The organism is Haemophilus influenzae (assembly GCF_900475755.1).
Classification (GTDB): domain Bacteria; phylum Pseudomonadota; class Gammaproteobacteria; order Enterobacterales; family Pasteurellaceae; genus Haemophilus; species Haemophilus influenzae_D.
Map to the genome: position 1 here is coordinate 218,338 of NZ_LS483411.1, position 20,546 is coordinate 238,883.

The window sequence follows — 20,546 nt, forward strand, 5'->3', positions numbered from 1 at the left end:
TAAAAATCTACTCTAACAGAGTAACATCATAATCAATCTAGGTGTTCTAACCTAGAATTCAAATAAGGAGGCTATTTCAAAACACTCCGTATTCTTTTTTAATAAATTCTTCCCCTTTACTTAGGGAAAACACTCTTCATTTCAACCGAACTTCTAAGGAGTGATCTATGGATAAATCATTAAAAGCGAACTGTATTGGCGAGTTTTTAGGTACAGCCTTATTGATTTTCTTTGGTGTGGGCTGCGTTGCAGCACTAAAAGTAGCAGGCGCTAGTTTTGGCTTGTGGGAAATCAGCATTATGTGGGGGATGGGCGTTGCACTTGCAGTATATGCAACAGCGGGGTTATCTGGCGCACATTTAAACCCTGCAGTAACCATTGCCCTTTGGAAATTTGCTTGCTTTGATGGCAAAAAAGTAATTCCTTACATCATTTCACAAATGCTCGGCGCATTCTTTGCTGCCGCATTAGTTTATGCCTTATACCGCAATGTTTTTATCGATTATGAAACAGCCCACAATATTGTTCGTGGTACACAAGAAAGTTTAAGCCTTGCGGGTACATTCTCCACTTATCCTCATCCAAGTTTAAGCATTGGTGGCGCCTTTGCTGTGGAATTCGTGATTACTGCAATTCTTATGGCATTAATTATGGCATTAACTGACGATGGAAACGGAGTACCTCGTGGTCCACTTGCCCCATTATTAATCGGTATCTTGATAGCCGTTATTGGTGGTGCTATGGGACCATTAACTGGTTTTGCCATGAATCCAGCACGTGACTTCGGACCAAAATTCTTTGCTTATCTCGCTGGCTGGGGCGAACTCGCTTTAACTGGCGGACGCGAAGTCCCTTATTTTATCGTTCCAATGGTTGCACCTGTTTTAGGCGCATTAGCTGGTGCATGGTTATACAAAAAAGCAATTGGCGGCAATTTACCTTGTAATTGCGGCTGCGAATAATTATTTGAAGGAGTAATACTATGACAGACAAAAAATACATCATTGCATTAGACCAAGGCACAACAAGCTCTCGCGCAGTATTATTAGATCATAATGCGAATGTGGTTGAAATTGCACAACGTGAATTTACCCAAATCTACCCTCGAGCTGGTTGGGTAGAACATAACCCAATGGAAATTTGGGCAACTCAAAGCTCAACCTTAAACGAAGTCGTTGCAAAATCGGGCATTACATCTGATGAAATCGCTGCTATCGGTATCACCAACCAACGTGAAACCACCATTGTATGGGAAAAATCAACGGGTACACCTGTTTACAACGCTATCGTTTGGCAATGCCGCCGTACTGCAGACATTACCGATAAATTAAAAGCCGATGGTTATGAAGAATATATTCGTAATACCACAGGCTTAGTGGTTGACCCTTACTTCTCTGGTACAAAAGTAAAATGGATTTTGGATAACGTTGAAGGCGCACGAGAAAAAGCTGAACGAGGCGAATTATTATTTGGTACCGTTGATACTTGGCTTGTATGGAAATTGACTCAAGGCCGAGTGCACGTAACCGATTATACCAACGCATCTCGTACCATGTTATTTAACATCCATACTAAACAATGGGATGACAAGATGCTTGAAATCTTGAATATTCCTCGTTCAATATTACCTGAAGTACGTAATTCTTCTGAAATTTACGGCCAAACCAATATCGGTGGTAAAGGTGGTGTGCGTATTCCTGTTGCAGGGATTGCTGGTGACCAACAAGCCGCTCTTTACGGACATCTTTGCGTACATGCAGGCCAAGCCAAAAACACTTACGGCACAGGTTGCTTTATGTTACTCCACACGGGTAACAAAGCTATTACATCCAAAAATGGACTACTCACAACCATTGCTTGTAATGCAAAAGGCGAACCAGAATATGCCTTAGAAGGTTCAGTATTTATCGCGGGTGCATCAATCCAATGGCTCCGTGATGAACTCAAAATTGTTCACGATAGTTTTGACTCTGAATACTTTGCACAAAAAGTGACTGATAGTAATGGCGTATATGTTGTTCCAGCTTTCACAGGCTTAGGTGCACCATATTGGGATCCATATGCGCGCGGTGCGATTTTTGGTCTTTCTCGCGGTGCAAACTGTAATCATATTGTTCGAGCAACCTTACAATCTATTGCTTACCAAACCCGTGATGTCTTAGAGGCTATGCAATCAGATTCGGGTGAACGATTACAATATCTCCGTGTAGATGGTGGTGCGACAAACAATAACTTCTTAATGCAATTCCAAGCTGACATTTTAGATGTAAATGTAGAGCGCCCAGTTGTGAAAGAAGTGACCGCTCTAGGTGCAGCTTATCTTGCTGGTTTAGCAACAGGCTTCTGGAAAGATTTAGACGAGCTTCGCGATAAAGCCCGTGTAGAACGCACTTTCAGCCCAGACAGCGACAATGAAAAACGTGAACGTCGCTACAAAGGCTGGAAAAAAGCAGTTAAACGCTCATTAGAATGGGCAAAAGAAGATGAAGAATAATTTATAAATTAATTCTCATACAAAAAGAGCGGTCAAAACTTCTTTTATTTTGACCGCTCTTTTATTCTGTATCTGTATAAAAATTATTTTCTAGAGAGAGGTGGCACAAAGGTTAAACCTAAATCCCAAGGTTGCTCAATCCAAGTGTTTTGTGGAATATCAATCACGTAATCATCTACTAATTCCGTACCTGCAGGTTTTGCAAATACAGTGACAAATTTTGCATTAGGGTACATTTGACGAATCGCACGCGCAGTATTACCCGTATCAACTAAATCATCTACCACGATAAATCCTTCGCCACCATTTGGCACTTGGGCTGCATGAAGAACTTGTAGTTCTCCCTGGTTGTTATGATCGTGATAACTTGCGATACAAACGGTTTCAATATGACGAAGACCCAATTCACGAGCCAATACAGCCGCTGGAAATAAACCACCGCGACTCACCGCAATAATACCTTTCCATTGAGAAGCTGGAAGTAAACGTTCTGATAATTTTCGGGCATGCATTTGAAACATATCCCAAGTTACCACATATTTTTCGCTCATAATTGCACCTTAGTTTAAATTTTGCGTAAAGATGCACTACCCGCGTTTTTCACAGACGTAAATAAAATGTATGATGCCTTATTGAATAAATCAGGGGTAACAGGTGTATTTACTGATTTCCCAGATACTTGCGTGGAATTCTTAAAAGGAATAAAATAATTTCTATTATAACCGTAGGTAAGTTTACTTACGGTTATTAATGCCGTCTATGATGAAATTATCTTTTCAATTGAAAAGTGTTTTTCAGAAAGACTTACTATATCCTTAATGAATAGGAACATAATATGAAAACAACGTTAAAAATGACCGCACTTACGGCTCTTTCTGCTCTTGTCTTAGCTGGCTGTGGTGCACACCAAATGAAATCAGAAGAACAAGCAAATATGCAATTACAACAACAAGCTGTTCTTGGCTTAAACTGGATGCAAGATTCTGGCGAATATAAAGCATTAGCTTATCAAGCGTACAATGCGGCAAAAGTTGCATTTGATCACGCAAAAGTGGCAAAAGGTAAGAAAAAAGCGGTTGTGGCTGATTTAGATGAAACTATGTTAGACAACAGCCCTTATGCTGGCTGGCAAGTTCAAAATAACAAACCATTCGATGGTAAAGATTGGACTCGTTGGGTAGACGCACGTCAATCTCGTGCTGTTCCGGGTGCGGTAGAATTTAATAATTATGTAAACAGCCACAAAGGTAAAGTGTTCTACGTAACAAACCGCAAAGACAGCTCTGAAAAAGCAGGCACTATTGATGATATGAAACGCTTAGGTTTCAATGGCGTGGAAGAATCTGCATTTTATTTGAAAAAAGACAAATCAGCTAAAGCGGCTCGTTTTGCAGAAATTGAAAAACAAGGCTATGAAATCGTACTTTATGTAGGCGATAACTTAGATGACTTCGGTAATACCGTATATGGCAAATTAAACGCTGACCGCCGTGCATTCGTTGATCAAAACCAAGGCAAATTTGGTAAAACTTTCATCATGTTACCTAACGCAAACTACGGTGGCTGGGAAGGCGGTTTAGCTGAAGGGTATTTCAAAAAAGATACACAAGGCCAAATCAAAGCTCGTTTAGATGCAGTACAAGCTTGGGATGGTAAATAATTTTCCATTAAAAAAACCAATTTAAATATAATTTAGTTTGGGGCTAAGCTCAGTTTTTACTGGCTTAGCCTTTTTAGTTTTTCAGGTTCACTCAAGTAATCATCATTACTACAGGCTGAAGTTTTGTTATGATGTTACAAATCTTTCAAAATAGAAATCTAATTCAATGAAGAAGAATTTTTCAGTGGGGAAATTGCCGTTTAAAGGAAAAAGTGCGGTTAATTTTCACCGCACTTTTAAACCAAAATTAAAACCCAAAACGTTGTCGTTGGATGAAACCAAAGTTGTGTTATTCAATAAACCTTTTGATGTACTCACGCAATTTACCGACGAACAAGGGCGTGCCACTTTAAAAGATTTTATCTCAATTCCAAATGTTTATGCGGCAGGTCGATTAGATAGAGACAGTGAAGGGTTACTGATTTTAACCAATAATGGCGAATTACAACATCGTTTGACTGATCCAAAATTTAAAACAGAAAAAACTTATTGGGTGCAAGTGGAAGGTATCCCTGAAGAAACCGATTTAGCACAACTCAGAAAGGGTGTAGAACTCAAAGATGGTATGACTAAACAGGCTCAAGTGCGGTTAATTTCAGAGCCAGATTTATGGCAACGCAATCCGCCTATCCGAGAGAGAAAAAATATTCCCACAAGCTGGTTAGAAATTAAAATTAGTGAAGGGCGCAACCGCCAAGTGCGGAGAATGACTGCGCATATTGGCTTCCCCACCTTACGATTAGTGAGAGTAAGTCAGGGCTCATTATCTATTGATGGATTAGCAAATGGCTCATTTAGATTATTATCATTGGATGAAATAAAAGTATTATTTCAGACCGTCAAATTATAAAAATAGGGCAAGTATTTCGTTTGCCCTAAATTTTTCGCTCATAAACATTAAGCAGAAAGATAATTAATAAAAAACTAAACTGCTTTCAAACTCTTTCAGAAGATTACTTTCAGCTCGCAATTCATTCCAAATTAACGGGTTACGGTCTAAGTATCCGCTTTCAAAATTCAATGTCCAATCATTTAAAGTGCGGAGCGTTTCAAGGGTGAAATTTTTTGCTGTTTCTGTTGCTTGACGGGATTTATTGAGAATAACCGCAAGACGAAGCAATCGCATTAAAGCCATCACATCTTGCTCGCTATAACGTGCAAATTTAAAAAATTCAGCAGGTTTAATCGTGCCAATATGCCAACGTACTAACGCGGTAAGCAAACGTTGCTGTTCACGATCAAACCCAGGTAATTCCATATTTTGTAAGATATACGCTGAATGTTTTTGTAAACCTTTGTGATTAATCACAATGCCTACTTCATGCAAGCGCGCTGCCCAAAGCAGGATTTCGCGCATTTCTTCAATAAATTCTGTCGATTGCCAATTTTGATATTGCGCGCTGAGTAAATTTGCACTATCCGCAACGCGATGAGCTTGGGCTTGGTCAATATTGAATTGTTCACTTAATCCCCAAGCTGTGCGTGCTCGAATATCTGCAACTTGGAAGTTTTTCTCAAGACTGTAAATGACACCTTCACGCAATGCACCGTCAGAATAGCGCATTTGTTGAATATGAAAGACTTCAAATACCGCACTTAAAATCGCTAAACCCGGTACAAAAACATCTATGCGGTCTTGGTTTAAACCGTTAATATTTAGCTCAGTAAAATGCTTCGCTTGTAGCGTTTGCTCAATTAAAGCATTTAATCGCTCGGCTGTAATGGTTCCATTTGGATCAAGATTAGTCGAAATGACTTGCGCTACAGTTTTAATCGTCCCCGATGAACCTAGCACAGATTGCCAACCTAATTTGCGATATTCAAAGCCTAAATCTTCGATTTTATTGACCGCACTTTGACGCGCGCGTTGAAAGTTTTCTGGAGAAATGACGCCATCGGTAAAAAATTGAGTCGCAAAACTCACACATCCCATGTGGCGGCTTTCAGCCATAAGCGGTGTGAAATCATCGCCGATGATCATTTCTGTCGAACCACCACCAATATCTATAACAAGCTTTCTGCCTTTTTCTGGTTGAGTATGGCATACGCCTGCGTAGATGGTTTTAGCTTCCGTTTGCCCACTAATAATATTAATGGGATAGGGGAAAACTTTGGCTGCTTGACGTAAAAATTCATCATTATTGATGGCTCTGCGTAAGGTATAAGTGCCAACTACATTGACATTTTCAACGGAAAAACCTTGTAAACGTTCAGCAAATAAGGCTAAGCAATTCACGCCACGCGTGATAGCCTCTTGATTAAGCACGGCATTTTCGTCTAAACCTTCCGCGAGTTTAACTTTTTGTTTTAAGCGCGAAAGCACTTGGATTGAGCCGTTTACAATGCGTGCAACAATCATATGAAAGCTGTTTGAGCCAAGATCAATCGCGGCAATTTCACGTACATTGCCACGATGCTTGGGTTCTAAAATAGCGTCATTCATAACATTCCTAAAATTCAAATTTATAAAGCAAATCAAACACTTGGTTTGTGCTAGAAACGGATTGAAAATAAAGCTGTGGCATTAGGCGATAACGTAAGGTGACTTCTGCTAAACCATCAAATAAACCTACGCCATATTTTATTTGTAAGCGATTGGTAATATTTCCACTTACTGTAACCTTAGATTTATCGCCCACGCCAGATGTACCAAGGTTTAAGTCTTGAATACCAAAAACTTCGCCAATACTGCCCACTAATTTACCGCTCTTTGAAATGCCTAAACCAATCAATGCTGCGCCAATCGAACCACTGGAGCCAGCTTCACCGCTACTTTCTAACGAACGACCTGTTAATAAATAAGAAAGTGCTTGATCTTGTGGTTTGCTTGGTTCACTGAAAATAGTGACTTCTGGGCTATCGGCTATGCCAATCACTCTCACTCCAGCAGTAATTTTGCTGTCTTCCATTGTTTCAGGATTACGAATAGCCTCAATATTCAACGTAGGTTGTGCCGCTTGCCCAGAAAAACTAATAAGCCCTTTACGAATGAGTAAATCTTGTCCGAAAGAAGCATAGCGACCTTTGGTTAAATTGATTTGCCCGAATAAACCTAAATTGCCTTTGTCTTGTTTCACAGAAAGTAAACCATCAAGATTGGTTTTTAAGCCATAGGCATCAAGGCTGACGTCTTTACCAATATTGATGCGTAAATCAGAGCGAATATCCATTCCTGATTTCGTTTTTGCGGCAAATTCACGTTTAATCAGTTCTTCTTTGCTCTTGTGCGGGCCGTTTAAAATCACTTCATCTTCGCTGACTGGCTCAGCAGTATCTGGCAGACTGTCAATTTTAATACGCGCCCAAGGAATATCCACTGTTCCGCTTAAATTCAATTCCTTAGGATTGGCTTTTATCGTGATATCTGGACTGAAACGTAGTTTTGCCATAGATGGAATATCCACGTTGAAATTATTTGCTTGTGCATTCAATTCTGTCGTCCAATGTTCAATATTAGCCCAGTTTGCACGTCCAGTTAAGTTTAAGTGACTATCTACTGTTTCGATTTTCCCTTGCAATGTTGAACGGTTACCATTGAAACGTAGGGCAATATCGCCATCAGTAATATTGACTGGCATAGATTTCAATTTGGTACGAATATTACGAATATTGAAGTCACCATTTAATAATGGTTTCTCTAAATTCCCGCCGAAACTCAACTTCGAGACTACCTTACCATTCACTGATTCACCGCTAGTAAGTAGCTGATTTGCGATCGACAAGTTTAATCGTTCTATCGCAAGGGTTCCGCCAAGTTGGCGAGTTTTAACAAAATCATTTAAACGAATATCGCCTACAATTCTGCCTTGATTATGCAAATTGATGTCTGTTTTTAAAACCAAATTATTATTTTGAATGTCGGCATTAAGGGTTAATTTTGGAATATCTAATTTAAACGTGCGGTAATCCAATTTTTGAGAGAAAGCTAAATGATTGCCATCTACTTTTGTGCTAAATTGGAATGGTTTATCCGTAAACCAAGCCACATTACCTTGCACTTGCAAGTTTCCTTTGAGGCTATCTTGTTCGATAAGTTTATTCATTAAATCCAAATTAACACGTTTGAATTGGAAAGGAATATTGCCTTGCTTGCCTGCATTGAATGCTTGTGGGAAACATAATTCTATATCTGTGTTTTGCCAGCAATGTGCGGCAATATTGGCTTGTGTTTGTTTGTTATCGTAAGACACCGCAATCGCTTGGTTAGATTTTACATCGCCAATCGGGGTATCGAATTTTGCTTGGGAAAGTGTGCCTTTCCACTGTTCCAAAGTGCGGTCAAAATGTCCGTTAATTTGTAAATTTGCAGCAACAGGCTCACCTTGGGATTTTAGGATTAGTTTGTGATTTTGTTCATCGCCTGATAAATCAAGATCAAGTAAATGGAATTTAATATTTTCGCCATAATGAAGTTGTTCTGCTTTAATATTCAATTTTCCACTCGAGAGTGGGGTATTGTTTATATGGCCTTTTATACTTGCTTTGGCTAACTGAAAACCTTGTAAATGTAAATTGGATGAAGTTAAATCAAGATCAAGATTAGGTGTCGTAATTTGACCAGAAATCGCTACACGACCATCCACTCGCCCTTTTAAATCTGACCATAAGCCACGTAAATTTGGTGCATCTATATCTAGCACAAAATCAGAATGATCATCTAATACGCCACTGGCTTTAAGATAATTTTCGCCATATCTAATCTGTAAATCAGGCACGGTTAGAAGTACATTTTGATTAAGCGTTGCAGAACCTTTCAAGCTAATTGGTTTTGCAGACAATATTCCATTTAAATCAGCTGTAGGCACTTCCACTTGCCAACCTTGAGAGTCCGCAAAACCGCGAGAATGTAATTTACCCGATAATATGGCAGGCATAACTGGAACAAAAAAACCAATATTCATTTTTTCTAAATCGGCTTGAATATCCCAGTTTGCACTATTTTTCCAATTTGCATTACCCACAAATTCACTTTTACCGTCTAATGAAGCTATCCTCAATTTATTTACGGTGACTTCATAAAGTTTGCCGTCGGCATTAAAGTCTACTTGAGATGCGGGAATATAATTCATTCCTGCCACATTGCCCTTAAATTCGGCGTGATAATTCAGTAAATCCCCCGTGAGTTTAAGTGTCACATCATTAATTTTGAGTGGTGCCATTGTGTTTACAAAAGCGTATTGTCCTTTTGCCACATTTAATGTGAGGTTTAAGGGCATTTTGTCTTGTGCTAATTGCACTTCGCCATTCAGTTCAGCATCTAATACGCCTTTTGTTTTTAAAGAAAGTGCGGTGGATTTTTTCAATGTTCCCGAAAGCGTAAGATCCACATCACTCTCTGGCAGAATTTCTTTTCCAGCGGATTTCAACGGCTCCAAATGGGATTTTAAGGTTAAATCTAGTGGCATATCGCCATCAAGTTGTAATTTACCTTGTGAATAAAGATTACCGAGCGAACTTTCAACCGATAATTTTTGTAATTGCAGTTGGTTATCGACGGTATCCGCCTGTGCAATCAGGCTTGGGATTTCAATAGATTGAAGCGTTTCGCCTTTTTCATTGACTGCTTGATACTGCCAGTTTTTGCCTGAAATTTCAGGAATATGTAAATCAAAAGGAAGAATGATTTCTGATACATTGCCTAAAAAAGCGGGCGTTAAAGATTGCTCAATCGCAGCCCAATCTACAGGTTTATTCGGTTGTTTGGCTTTCAGCTCAGGTTTAACTTCAGGCAATTTTTTTGCAATCACTGAAATATCGTTAATTTCAGTCGGCGCAATAGTTAAGCCTTTTTCATTATTTAAACTTACCGCACTTTTAAAATTTCCAAGCGTAATATTAGTCTGATCAACATTTACGGATAAATCTTGCACCACTAAATTTTCTGCATTGATACCAATTGGCAAGGAAATGCGCTTCATCGGGCTAGACTTGGGATTATCAGGCGTTGATGGCGGTAGCAATGCGGTATTAATCGCAATCGTCGGTTTATTTAGAGTAAAGTCTCGTAAACAAACTTCACGTGAAAGCAAACAACCAAAATCGAGCTGTAAACGTGCTTGTGCAATATGTGTATCAATCCCAGCAGTTTGATAACGAACATTCTTTAACACCAAGCCATTTTGTAATCCGCCTTCAATTTGCTCAACAGAAAAACTATCGAGCATTTTGTCGGCTAGTTGAATTAAACTTTTTTGTCCCGCATCGAAAGAAATTGCCCCAGCAACACCTAAAACAGGTATAAAAATGACCGCACTTCCAATACAAATAACTTTGCGTACCCAGTGTTTTTTATTTGCTTGTTTTGGTGAAGTTTCTGATGGTTGTGTTTGTTCTGTCATAAATTCACCTTAAATTTCTGTACCAAGTCCAATGTAAAATTGAATATTTTTGCTGTTATCTTTATCGCGAATGGGTGTGGCAATATCAAATTTAATCGCACCCACTGGGGATGCCCAACGCACACCAACGCCTGCGCCATAACGCAGATCTTTTGCTGTGTAATCATTAGCGGCTAATCCACTATCTGCAAAGGTTGCCGCCCACCAATTTGGATAAACTTGATATTGATATTCTAAAGAACCTGTCAGCAAACGTGAGCCACCCACCAATTTCCCATTTTTATTTTTGGGCGCGATTTTTTTATAGCCATAACCGCGCACACTACGATCGCCACCAGCAAAGAAACGCAGTGTAGGCGGAATTTTTTCAATATCTTTTGTATGTAAATACCCGATTTCAGCACGAGCAACGATACGATGATTTTCTGCATAAGTACGAATCCACGCGCTTGATGCTTGCACTTTTATAAAAGAAGATTCTGATAGCCAAATTCGTTTGCTTAAATCAAAAGTAATTTTTTGCACATCACCCCAAGTGGCAAAGGAACCACCACGTAATCGAGTGCGAGTAAATCCAACAGTTGGATAAAGAAGTAAGGTTTTATCAGTGATATCCGCTTGTGTAAAACTATCGTATCTTGCACGAAGTCCGCCAAAATATTGCCAACCACGCGCATTATTCCAATAACGTAACGCTGACAACGTAAGCACTCTCGTATTGGTATCGTTCTCTTTTTCCCCTTCCCAACCGACAGAAAAATCATAGTAATAATTTAATGGGTTCTTAAGCAGAGGCATTCGATAAGTGGCTTCTAGAGTTTGTTTCGGTGCAGAGAGATAAAGATTTGAACGCAAACTATGTCCTCGGCTATTAATCCAAGGTTTTGTCCAGCCTATTTGTCCGTGTACACCGCCATCAGTGGCAAAGCCCACACCGAGTTCCATCGCATTTTTTTTACGTGGATAAAGAATAATGTCTATATCTACCGTTTTACTTTTATGATTGATATTAGGTTGAACTAAAACTGAATTAAACCAATTTGAAGATGAAAAATCGCTAGTTAAATCCGACAAATTATTCATTAAATATGGATCGCCAGATTTTATGTTAAGAATATTATTGAGATAATCGTCGCGGATTTGTGAATGGCTAAAAGTTATATTACCATAATGATAACGAACGCCGCTATCAAATAACATTCGCCACCATGCTTGATGGGTTTCTGGGCTAATTTCTAAACGTGAAATTTTAAATTCCCCATCAAAATATCCTCGATTTAATGCTAAACGTGAGATCGCTGTTTTGTAATCATCGTAAGTTTGGTGTTCAACCAAAACGCCATCTTTCGGTAAGTTTTTACGCAATGCATTAAAATTTTCATCTTGTGCCGCTTCTCCCTCAATTTGTACATCAGTGCCTGCAATTTTTGTTGGCTCGCCTGGTGTAACCTGTGCAATCAATAAATCGCGTTTGCCTTGACGCTGTTTTCGTTCAAAACGCACGGAAGAATCATAATAACCAAACACACGCAAACCACGATCCACGGCTTTGGTTACCAAATGTTGATAGCGTTCGGAGCCATCCATTTCTTCTTTATTAATTAGATGAACATTGAGATCCGTATTACGAACAGCACGGAAACCACGGATGCCTTGAACTTCAATATCAACGGTTTGTTCAGCAAAGGCAGGAAAGCAATTTAATGCTAAAAAAAGTGCGGTAAGTTTTAGCAGTGTTTTATTCATTTTAGGACTAAACGTTTTGAGTGTATTGCCCTATAGTCTACCGAGAAGTTCGACAGGATCCAAGATTTTCAACAGATTTTGTCTGGTTTTAATAAAGAAATACCGCACTTCATTGCTAAAGTGCGGTAAATTTTTGAGCTGTTTTAATTAGTGACCGCCACAACCACAGCTGCCGTGATTATGTTCGTGATGATGACCGCTACAGCCACAACTGTGGCCTTCTTCGTCATCATCGTGGCTGTGCGCACCGTGAACGTGACCGTGTGCGATTTCTTCTAACGTTGCCTCACGTGTTGCGACAACTTCAACGGTGAAGTGTAATTCTTTACCCGCTAACATGTGATTTCCATCAACTACAACTTCATCGCCATCGATTTCAGTAATCACTACTGGAACTGGGCCAATGTCAGTATCCGCTAAGAAACGCATGCCCACTTCAAGTTCATCGGCACCTTGGAATACATCTTTTGGTACACGTTGAACCATATTTTCGCTGTATGCACCGTAACCTTCTTCAGGTTGAACGCGTACTTCAAATTTGTCGCCTACTTCTTTACCTTCAAGTGCTTTTTCAAGACCGGTTACTAAATTATTGTGACCTTGTAAATATTCTAGTGGTTGATTCGCTGGTGCTTCATCGACCAATACGCCATCTTGTGTGCGAACTTGGTAAGCAATGCTCACCACTACATTTTTTGCTACTTTCATTATGTTTTCCTTATAAAAAATCGGTTAAAAAAGTCGTACCATTGTAGCGAAAATTATTCCGCGCGCAAGGCTTTAAGGATTAATGCACACGAGTCTCTTCTTCTTCATCATCATCAAAAAATTCCCCATCATCGCCGTATTCATCGTCATCAGCATCAAAAAATTCCACATCATCGCCGTATTCATCGTGAGCAGCATTTGGGTCTTCAAAATAAGTTCCCCAACCATCATAAATGCCTTTATGTTTTTCTAATAATGGAAGGATTTTTTTTTGTTGAGCATCAATAATTTCCGCTTTTAATTCTACTTCACTGATAATGTCAAAGCAGAAAATTGGGCTGCCATCATCATCTTTAAATTCTTCTGCTTCGGACACTTCATAACCAGCTTTAAACGCATCTACGGCGATTTTTTCTAACAAATCAAAATCGTGGTGTGCGATGTGATGCTCAATAATGTAAAGCGCATTTGGATCACTGCCATCATTAAGTAAATCTTCGATAATTTCACGGGTTTCTGCTTGTAATTCAGCCAATTTTGACATAATAAAATCCTTCAACAAGAACAAAAGTGCGGTTATTTTAGTGGATAAATCACGAAAAGTCGCATAGAATTTCGCACAATTATTTTCGATAAAAAAGAGCCCTTAACTATGCTCGAACAACTCCCTTATTTGACATTAAAAACTCCGCCAAAAACCACCGCACTTTTAAAGGCTGAATGCGCGGATTTTATTGTAAAAGAGCATTTAGGCTATGAAATGTCGGGCGATGGAGAGTTTGTTGCGTTGTATGTACGTAAAACAGATTGCAATACCTTATTTGTTGGCGAAAAATTAGCTAAATTTGCCGGTGTTTCTGAACGCAATATGGGATATGCAGGGTTGAAAGATCGTCGAGCGGTGACAGAACAATGGTTTTGCTTGCAAATGCCAGGAATGAAAACGCCCGATTTCAGTCAATTTGAATTAGATGGCGTAGAGATTTTAACGGTTACTCGACATAACCGAAAAATTCGCACGGGTAGCCTTGAGGGAAATTATTTCGATATTTTATTACGTGGTGCAGAAGAATCTGATGAGCTTAAAGCGCGGTTGGATTTTGTGGCAAATTTTGGTTTCCCCAATTATTTTACGGAACAACGTTTTGGTCGGGATGGTCACAACCTCACGCAAGCATTGCGTTGGGCTCAAGGGGAAATCAAGGTAAAAGATCGCAAAAAACGCAGTTTTTATCTTTCCGCCGCACGTAGTGAAATTTTTAATTTAGTTGTGGCAGCACGTATTGCAAAGGGCGCAACAAATCAAGTTTTACCAAATGATATTGTGCAATTAGCAGGTTCGCATAGTTGGTTCAAAGCGGATGAAAAAGAAGACTTAAATGCCTTGCAAGTGCGGTTAGAAAATCAAGATATTTTGCTTACTGCCCCTTTAATTGGCGAAGATATTTTGGCAGCAAGCGATATTGAAAATGAAATCGTAAATCAACATTCAGTTTTCGATCCTTTAATGAAACAAGAAAGAATGAAGGCTGCGCGTCGCCCATTATTGATGAAAGCAAAAGGGTTTTCTTGGGCATTTGAGCCAGAAGGCTTACGTTTAAAATTTTATTTGCCAGCAGGCAGTTATGCCACGGCATTAGTTCGTGAGTTAGTAAATTACACAGAAGCATAAGGAAGTACAATGCGAATTTTAGTCAGTAATGATGATGGTTTTCACGCGGAAGGCATTCAGGTTTTAGCAACGGAATTAAGAAAAATTGCAAAAGTCATTGTTGTTGCCCCTGATCGTAATCGAAGTGCAGCATCTAGCTCGCTCACATTAGTGGAGCCACTTCGCCCACGCCATTTAGACAATGGCGATTATTGTGTGAACGGCACACCAGCAGATTGCGTACATTTAGCGTTAAACGGATTTTTATCTGGTCAAGTAGATCTAGTGGTGTCAGGCATTAATGCAGGTTGTAATATGGGCGATGATACGATTTATTCTGGCACTTTGGCTGCTGCCCTTGAGGGGCGTCATTTAGGTTTGCCCGCTATTGCGGTTTCGTTAGATGGTCGTCAGCATTATGAAACAGCAGCGCGAGTGGTATGTGATCTTATTCCTAAATTACAGCATCAATTATTAAACCCTCGTGAAGTGATTAACATCAATGTACCAGACTTACCTTTTGAAGAATTAAAAGGGTATAAAGTATGTCGATTGGGTTATCGTTCATCTTCCGTTGAAGTGATTAAACAAAGAGATCCGCGTGATGAAACCATTTATTGGATTGGTCCTTCAGCATTACCCGAAGATGAAAGCGAGGGAACAGATTTTTATGCAGTGAAGAATGGCTATGTGTCTATTACGCCAATTCAAGCGGATCTTACCGCGCATCATTCATTGCTTTCTTTACAAAATTGGTTAGATCAGGAATTTACCAAATAGAGAAAAATATGAAAATTTTCAGCACGATGTACGATAAAACGATGGAATGGTCAAAACATCGTTTTGCTGTTTTTTGGCTCTCTTTTGTCAGTTTTATCGAGGCGATATTTTTTCCTATTCCGCCCGATGTGATGTTGATCCCAATGTCTATGTCAAAGCCTAAAAGTGCAGTTAAATTTGCATTTTATACGGCAATTGCTTCTGTCATCGGTGGAGTGATTGGTTATGCAATTGGTTTTTATGCAACGGACTGGGTGGAAAACATTGTACAACAATGGGGATATGCTGTGCATTGGGCAAAAGCCGTCAGTTGGTTTAAGCAATGGGGCGTATTAGTTGTGTTTGTGGCAGGTTTTAGCCCAATTCCTTACAAGGTGTTTACGCTCTGCTCTGGCGTGATGCAAATGGCATTTTTCCCTTTTGTCATCACCGCATTTATTTCACGTTTAGCGCGTTTCTTGCTGGTGGCAAAATTAGCCGCATGGGGTGGGGAGAAATTCGCAGCAAAATTGCGAAAATCTATTGAGATTATTGGCTGGTCAGTGGTTGTACTGGCTGTCATCGCTTACTTTATACTGAAAAACTAGGATAGAAAATGAACAAATTAAGTCTTGTTTTAGTAGCTGGATTTCTTTTGGTTGGATGTGCATCAGAACCAGTTAAAGATCCAGATGCATTACCAAATGGCATTATGCAACCAGTAGAAGGCACAGGTGCCGTTGCTGGCGGTAGTTTTATGCCAGAAATTCAAAAAAATACGATACCAACACAAATGAAATAATAACGGAACAATAAGGAATAACTATGAACAAATCGTTTCTCTTACTCCCTTTAAGTCTTGTTGTATTATCGGCTTGTACCTCTAATTCTCCTGCACCTATTTCTGATGCAGATGGAAATCTTTCCCCTAGTGTAGTGCAATCTGTAAATGGCAGTAATGTAGGTGGTGCTTGGCAACCTGAAATTCAAAAAAATTCATTACCTACAATGGGAAATATGGTCACGCCACAACCAAATTTTCAACCGATTAATCAACAACCAGCAATGCCAACAGCACCTGCGCAACCTGCATTTCAACCCTCTCCGAAAACGGTAGTTAGCGTGCCGACAGTACAAACAAAAACAGTTACCAAAACAATTGCTGATTGTGTAGATGGACAGCATATTAATATCCCACGTAATCCAAATACCAATGCGCCAGATTACAGCAAAATTTCAAAAGGCTCTTACAAAGGCAATACCTATAAAGTAAACAAAGGCGATACAATGTTCTTGATTGCTTACTTAGCAGGAATTGATGTAAAAGAATTGGCAGCGTTGAATAACCTATCCGAACCTTATAATTTAAGTTTAGGGCAAGTTTTAAAGATTTCTAATTGTGGCACAAAAACGGTTACTACAACGGTTTCTGTAAAACAACCTGCAGTCACGGCATCAACAGCAATGCCAGCTAAACCAGCCGTCACTTATACTCCGGGCGCAAACGGTACTCAAATAGGATCTGACGGTACTATTATTGGCCCCATTAAATCAGAGGCTGGCATATCGTCTAGTGTATCTGTGGCAACTTCATCAACACAGGTTACATCATCTGTAAATAATGCGAATAGCACACCGATTAATGCAAATGTCGTTGCACCAATCGCCTCAAATGTTGCGTGGCAATGGCCGACTTCAGGTAATATTATTCAAGGTTTCTCAAGCACAGATGGCGGTAACAAAGGGATTGATATTAGCGGTTCACGAGGACAAGCTGTAAAAGCGGCTGCAGCAGGGCGAATAGTGTATGCTGGCAATGCTTTACGTGGTTACGGTAATTTAATCATCATCAAACATAATGATGATTTCTTAAGTGCTTATGCGCATAACGACAAAATTCTTGTCGCTGATCAACAAGAAGTCAAAGCTGGTCAAGACATCGCAAAAATGGGTAGCTCTGGTACAAATACCGTGAAACTCCACTTTGAAATTCGCTACAAAGGCAAATCAGTAGATCCAGTGCGTTATCTACCAAAACGTTAAGATCTCTTTAAAAAGTGCGGTAAAAAATCTCAACAAATTTTTACCGCACTTTTTTATTAAAAATATTCTGTGAGGAGTATCACAAAATCAAAAAATAATAGATGACAATGTTAAATTTTATATTATTCTGATAATGCTTCGTAGTTAGAAGTCAGTGTTAAGTTTTATTAAGTTTCTCTTCTCTTAAAAGGAGTTTAATATGCTCAACTTGCTCTCTCCTAACCAAACTTGGGTTCTTGTTGATCCAAGATTATCTTTTTATTTTCCCATAATTTATTAATCCTTTCTTATTAACCATCAAAGTGTTTTCATTTTAGAAAATCATTTTTTATTTAAACTAAGCAAATTAATTTTTGGGGATTTTGCTATGGAAAATTTTAAACATTTACCTGAACCTTTCCGCATTCGTGTTATTGAACCAGTAAAAAGAACTACTCGTGAGTATCGTGAGCAAGCGATCTTAAAATCAGGCATGAATCCATTTTTATTGGATAGTGAAGATATTTTCATTGACTTACTTACAGATAGCGGTACTGGTGCCGTTACACAAGATATGCAAGCTGCAATGTTACGTGGCGATGAAGCCTATAGTGGCAGTCGCAGTTATTATGCGTTAGCTAAAGCAGTGAAAGATATTTTTGGTTATGAATATACAATTCCTACTCATCAAGGCCGCGGTGCTGAACAAATTTATATTCCAGTATTGATTGCTAAACGTAAACGTGAGAAAGGTTTAGATCGCAGCAAAATGGTGGTTTTCTCTAACTATTTCTTTGATACCACACAAGGACATAGCCAAATTAATGGGGCAACGGTTCGCAATGTTTATATCAAAGAGGCATTTGATACAACAGCAAAACATCCATTTAAGGGTAATTTCGATTTAGAAAAATTAGAAAAAGGCATTCAAGAGGCGGGAGCACATAATGTACCTTACATTGTATGTACAATTACTTGTAACTCTGCGGGTGGTCAGCCAGTTTCTATTGCAAACTTAAAAGGCATGTATGAAATTGCGCGTAAATACGATATTCCAGTCATCATGGATTCAGCTCGTTTTGCAGAAAACGCCTATTTTGTTCAACAACGTGAAGAAGCTTATAAAGACTGGACTATTGAACAAATTACTTACGAAAGCTATCGCTATGCTGATGGTTTAGCGATGTCCGCCAAAAAAGATGCTATGGTGCCAATGGGAGGTATTTTAGCGTTTAAAGATAAATCAATGGAGGAAGTCTATCACGAATGTAGAACGCTTTGTGTTGTGCAAGAAGGGTTCCCTACTTATGGGGGTTTAGAAGGGGGGGCAATGGAACGCTTAGCTGTTGGCTTGCATGATGGTATGCGCCAAGAATGGCTGGCTTATCGTATCGCGCAAATTGAATATTTGGTTGCAGGCTTAGAAAAAATTGGTGTGCTTTGCCAACAACCAGGTGGCCACGCGGCGTTCGTAGATGCGGGTAAATTATTACCACATATTCCAGCCGACCAATTCCCAGCACAAGCACTTTCTTGCGAACTTTATAAAGTTGCAGGTATAAGAGCGGTAGAAATTGGCTCATTTTTATTAGGGCGAGATCCGAAGACGGGTAAACAACTACCATGTCCAGCAGAGCTTTTACGCTTAACTGTACCACGTGCAACTTATACGCAAACTCATATGGATTTCATTATTGAGGCGTTCCAAAAAGTGAAAGAAAATGCGGAGAATATTAAGGGTTTAACCTTTACTTATGAACCAAAAGTTCTCCGCCACTTTACGGCACGTTTAAAAGAAGTTGAATAATATCACGAAAAATGCAGTTCATTTTGAACTGCATTTTTTTATCAACAGCTAACTCAATAATTTGTTATTGATAAGGATGTTCTATGAAAAAACAACCTTCCATTTTTGGTGGTGCCTGTATTATTGCTAGTGTTTGTGTTGGGGCAGGAATGCTTGGTTTACCAACATCTGGTGCTGGAGCTTGGACAATATGGTCAGCATTAGCAATTTGCTTAACGATGATAATCATGACATTATCAGGCTGGTTATTACTTGAGGCCTATTCTACTTATGATTTAAGAGCATCATTTAGTACCGTAACTAAAGATATGCTCGGTTCAACTATCAATTCTATTAATAATCTTGCGGTGTATTTTGTCGGGGGTATTTTACTTTATGCTTATACCACTGCATCTGGAGGTATACTAGAAAACCTTATTAAACCGTGGATTGATTTTGGTTCATCTACATTGGCAATTTGCTCCACTGTATTTGTATTAGTCTTTTCCTTCTTTGTTTGGCATTCCACTCGCATTGTAGACAGAATATCTGTTTTATTGATTGTATTCATGGGGTTTACTTTTATTTTTAGTACTTATGGATTAGCAACTAATATTAGTTTAGATACTTTATTAGATATTGGTGGAAAAGATACAAACTATGCAAAATATGCGGTAGGGATGTTTCCTGTTGCATTAACATCTTTTGGTTACCATCATTCTGTTTGTACTATGCGAGCCTATTATGGAGACGAGAAAAAAGCTAAATATGCCATTTCAGGTGGAACAGCCATTGCTCTTACTCTTTATTTACTTTGGATTTTTTCAATTTTCGGAAATTTGCCTCGCAATCAATTTGCACCTGTAATAGCTAGTGATGGCAATCTAGATATATTACTTAACGCTTTAGGTAGAGTAATAGAATCTAACACGGTTAAACAAATGATTAATGCCTTTTCTATCGCCGCAATTTTGTCATCTTTTATTGGCGTAGGATTAGGCGTATTCGATTATCTCGCTGATTTCTTCAAATTTGATAATAGCAAAATTGGACGAACAAAGTCATGGGCTGTGACTTTCCTACCTCCACTAATTATGTCAATTTTATTTCCATTGGGTTTCTTAAAAGCCATTGGATATGCCGGTGCAGTAGCGACAATTTGGACTTGCATAATTCCAGCACTTCTTGCTTATAAATCTCGCAAAATAAATGCAGCAGCAACAACATTCCGAGTTTTTGGTGGAAATGGCTTAATAATCTTCATTGTATTATTTGGTGTTTTTGTGGCTATTTTCCATTTTCTAGCAATGTTTGACTATTTGCCTGTCTTTAAAGGATAAATATCAACTGAAAGTGCGGTAAAAAATCTCAATAAATTTTTA

General features: G+C 39.0%; 18 protein-coding genes and 1 pseudogene. 13 read left to right on the forward strand and 6 right to left on the reverse strand.

Annotated elements, in window-relative coordinates:
* The first annotated feature begins 167 nt into the window (after window positions 1–167).
* Window positions 168–962 carry an MIP/aquaporin family protein gene (locus DQN24_RS01120; RefSeq protein WP_005650778.1) on the forward strand — a complete coding sequence of 265 codons (795 nt, stop codon included), beginning with the start codon at window positions 168–170 and terminating at the stop codon, window positions 960–962.
* Between the two features lie 20 nt (window positions 963–982).
* Entirely contained in the window at window positions 983–2,494 is a 1,512-nt protein-coding gene (gene glpK / locus DQN24_RS01125) for a glycerol kinase GlpK (protein ID WP_005650776.1), read from the forward strand.
* 83 nt (window positions 2,495–2,577) lie between these two features.
* Here the strand turns inward: glpK and gpt are convergent, their stop codons facing one another.
* The gene (gene gpt / locus DQN24_RS01130; protein WP_054249346.1) at window positions 2,578–3,045 is read right to left on the reverse strand and encodes a xanthine phosphoribosyltransferase; all 468 of its coding nucleotides are present in this window, start codon (window positions 3,043–3,045) and stop codon (window positions 2,578–2,580) included.
* Window positions 3,046–3,066: 21 nt separating this feature from the next.
* Between gpt and DQN24_RS01135 the strand changes: the two are divergent.
* The 3 genes and pseudogenes from DQN24_RS01135 to DQN24_RS01145 all read left to right on the forward strand — a co-directional run.
* Window positions 3,067–3,204 (forward strand): annotated as a pseudogene (locus DQN24_RS01135) (glycerophosphodiester phosphodiesterase); the annotation flags it as partial.
* Window positions 3,205–3,329: 125 nt separating this feature from the next.
* Window positions 3,330–4,154 carry a lipoprotein e(P4) gene (gene hel / locus DQN24_RS01140; protein ID WP_011272171.1) on the forward strand — a complete coding sequence of 275 codons (825 nt, stop codon included), beginning with the start codon at window positions 3,330–3,332 and terminating at the stop codon, window positions 4,152–4,154.
* A gap of 166 nt (window positions 4,155–4,320) precedes the next feature.
* On the forward strand, window positions 4,321–5,004 hold the full coding sequence (locus tag DQN24_RS01145) for an rRNA large subunit pseudouridine synthase E (RefSeq protein WP_111695264.1): 684 nt from the start codon (window positions 4,321–4,323) through the stop codon (window positions 5,002–5,004).
* 63 nt (window positions 5,005–5,067) lie between these two features.
* On the opposite strand, the gene ppx is transcribed toward DQN24_RS01145, so the two are convergent.
* The 5 genes from ppx to rraB form a co-directional block, all read right to left on the reverse strand.
* On the reverse strand, window positions 5,068–6,597 hold the full coding sequence (gene ppx / locus DQN24_RS01150; protein WP_111695265.1) for an exopolyphosphatase: 1,530 nt from the start codon (window positions 6,595–6,597) through the stop codon (window positions 5,068–5,070).
* A gap of 7 nt (window positions 6,598–6,604) precedes the next feature.
* On the reverse strand, window positions 6,605–10,492 hold the full coding sequence (locus tag DQN24_RS01155; protein ID WP_111695266.1) for a translocation/assembly module TamB domain-containing protein: 3,888 nt from the start codon (window positions 10,490–10,492) through the stop codon (window positions 6,605–6,607).
* 9 nt (window positions 10,493–10,501) lie between these two features.
* Window positions 10,502–12,238, reverse strand: coding sequence for an autotransporter assembly complex protein TamA (locus tag DQN24_RS01160; RefSeq protein ID WP_111695267.1), 1,737 nt, complete (start codon window positions 12,236–12,238; stop codon window positions 10,502–10,504).
* A 147-nt stretch (window positions 12,239–12,385) separates the two neighbouring features.
* Window positions 12,386–12,946 (reverse strand): peptidylprolyl isomerase, encoded by a 561-nt coding sequence (gene slyD / locus DQN24_RS01165; RefSeq protein WP_105894840.1) that lies wholly within the window; start codon window positions 12,944–12,946, stop codon window positions 12,386–12,388.
* A 79-nt stretch (window positions 12,947–13,025) separates the two neighbouring features.
* Window positions 13,026–13,490, reverse strand: a complete 465-nt coding sequence (rraB, locus tag DQN24_RS01170) for a ribonuclease E inhibitor RraB (protein WP_111695268.1) — start codon at window positions 13,488–13,490, stop codon at window positions 13,026–13,028.
* 108 nt (window positions 13,491–13,598) lie between these two features.
* Here rraB and truD point away from each other — a divergent pair, with 108 nt between their 5' ends.
* The 8 genes from truD (at window position 13,599) to DQN24_RS01210 (ending at window position 20,504) form a co-directional block, all read left to right on the forward strand.
* Complete coding sequence (gene truD, locus DQN24_RS01175) at window positions 13,599–14,618, forward strand: tRNA pseudouridine(13) synthase TruD (RefSeq protein WP_111695269.1); 1,020 nt, start codon at window positions 13,599–13,601, stop codon at window positions 14,616–14,618.
* 9 nt (window positions 14,619–14,627) lie between these two features.
* Complete coding sequence (surE, locus tag DQN24_RS01180; protein ID WP_021034643.1) at window positions 14,628–15,377, forward strand: 5'/3'-nucleotidase SurE; 750 nt, start codon at window positions 14,628–14,630, stop codon at window positions 15,375–15,377.
* Window positions 15,378–15,385: 8 nt separating this feature from the next.
* The gene (locus tag DQN24_RS01185) at window positions 15,386–15,964 is read left to right on the forward strand and encodes a YqaA family protein (protein ID WP_050846519.1); all 579 of its coding nucleotides are present in this window, start codon (window positions 15,386–15,388) and stop codon (window positions 15,962–15,964) included.
* An 8-nt stretch (window positions 15,965–15,972) separates the two neighbouring features.
* The gene (locus DQN24_RS01190) at window positions 15,973–16,158 is read left to right on the forward strand and encodes a hypothetical protein (protein ID WP_005654318.1); all 186 of its coding nucleotides are present in this window, start codon (window positions 15,973–15,975) and stop codon (window positions 16,156–16,158) included.
* 23 nt (window positions 16,159–16,181) lie between these two features.
* The gene (nlpD, locus tag DQN24_RS01195; protein WP_111691053.1) at window positions 16,182–17,399 is read left to right on the forward strand and encodes a murein hydrolase activator NlpD; all 1,218 of its coding nucleotides are present in this window, start codon (window positions 16,182–16,184) and stop codon (window positions 17,397–17,399) included.
* Between the two features lie 199 nt (window positions 17,400–17,598).
* Window positions 17,599–17,679: a tryptophanase leader peptide gene (gene tnaC, locus DQN24_RS09260; protein WP_074031114.1), complete on the forward strand. Its 81-nt coding sequence runs from the start codon at window positions 17,599–17,601 to the stop codon at window positions 17,677–17,679.
* 87 nt (window positions 17,680–17,766) lie between these two features.
* Complete coding sequence (gene tnaA, locus DQN24_RS01205; protein ID WP_111695270.1) at window positions 17,767–19,185, forward strand: tryptophanase; 1,419 nt, start codon at window positions 17,767–17,769, stop codon at window positions 19,183–19,185.
* A gap of 83 nt (window positions 19,186–19,268) precedes the next feature.
* Window positions 19,269–20,504: an aromatic amino acid transporter gene (locus DQN24_RS01210; protein WP_038439561.1), complete on the forward strand. Its 1,236-nt coding sequence runs from the start codon at window positions 19,269–19,271 to the stop codon at window positions 20,502–20,504.
* Window positions 20,505–20,546 lie beyond the last annotated feature (42 nt).

Coding starts and splice junctions, on each gene's coding strand:
- slyD (WP_105894840.1), bottom strand. CDS start 12,946: ATGAAAGTAGCAAAAAATGTAGTGGTGAGCATTGCTTACCAAGTTCGC.
- hel (WP_011272171.1), top strand. CDS start 3,330: ATGAAAACAACGTTAAAAATGACCGCACTTACGGCTCTTTCTGCTCTT.
- nlpD (WP_111691053.1), top strand. CDS start 16,182: ATGAACAAATCGTTTCTCTTACTCCCTTTAAGTCTTGTTGTATTATCG.
- DQN24_RS01155 (WP_111695266.1), bottom strand. CDS start 10,492: ATGACAGAACAAACACAACCATCAGAAACTTCACCAAAACAAGCAAAT.
- tnaC (WP_074031114.1), top strand. CDS start 17,599: ATGCTCAACTTGCTCTCTCCTAACCAAACTTGGGTTCTTGTTGATCCA.
- rraB (WP_111695268.1), bottom strand. CDS start 13,490: ATGTCAAAATTGGCTGAATTACAAGCAGAAACCCGTGAAATTATCGAA.
- DQN24_RS01185 (WP_050846519.1), top strand. CDS start 15,386: ATGAAAATTTTCAGCACGATGTACGATAAAACGATGGAATGGTCAAAA.
- surE (WP_021034643.1), top strand. CDS start 14,628: ATGCGAATTTTAGTCAGTAATGATGATGGTTTTCACGCGGAAGGCATT.
- glpK (WP_005650776.1), top strand. CDS start 983: ATGACAGACAAAAAATACATCATTGCATTAGACCAAGGCACAACAAGC.
- DQN24_RS01160 (WP_111695267.1), bottom strand. CDS start 12,238: ATGAATAAAACACTGCTAAAACTTACCGCACTTTTTTTAGCATTAAAT.
- DQN24_RS01120 (WP_005650778.1), top strand. CDS start 168: ATGGATAAATCATTAAAAGCGAACTGTATTGGCGAGTTTTTAGGTACA.
- ppx (WP_111695265.1), bottom strand. CDS start 6,597: ATGAATGACGCTATTTTAGAACCCAAGCATCGTGGCAATGTACGTGAA.
- DQN24_RS01190 (WP_005654318.1), top strand. CDS start 15,973: ATGAACAAATTAAGTCTTGTTTTAGTAGCTGGATTTCTTTTGGTTGGA.
- DQN24_RS01145 (WP_111695264.1), top strand. CDS start 4,321: ATGAAGAAGAATTTTTCAGTGGGGAAATTGCCGTTTAAAGGAAAAAGT.
- tnaA (WP_111695270.1), top strand. CDS start 17,767: ATGGAAAATTTTAAACATTTACCTGAACCTTTCCGCATTCGTGTTATT.
- truD (WP_111695269.1), top strand. CDS start 13,599: ATGCTCGAACAACTCCCTTATTTGACATTAAAAACTCCGCCAAAAACC.
- gpt (WP_054249346.1), bottom strand. CDS start 3,045: ATGAGCGAAAAATATGTGGTAACTTGGGATATGTTTCAAATGCATGCC.
- DQN24_RS01210 (WP_038439561.1), top strand. CDS start 19,269: ATGAAAAAACAACCTTCCATTTTTGGTGGTGCCTGTATTATTGCTAGT.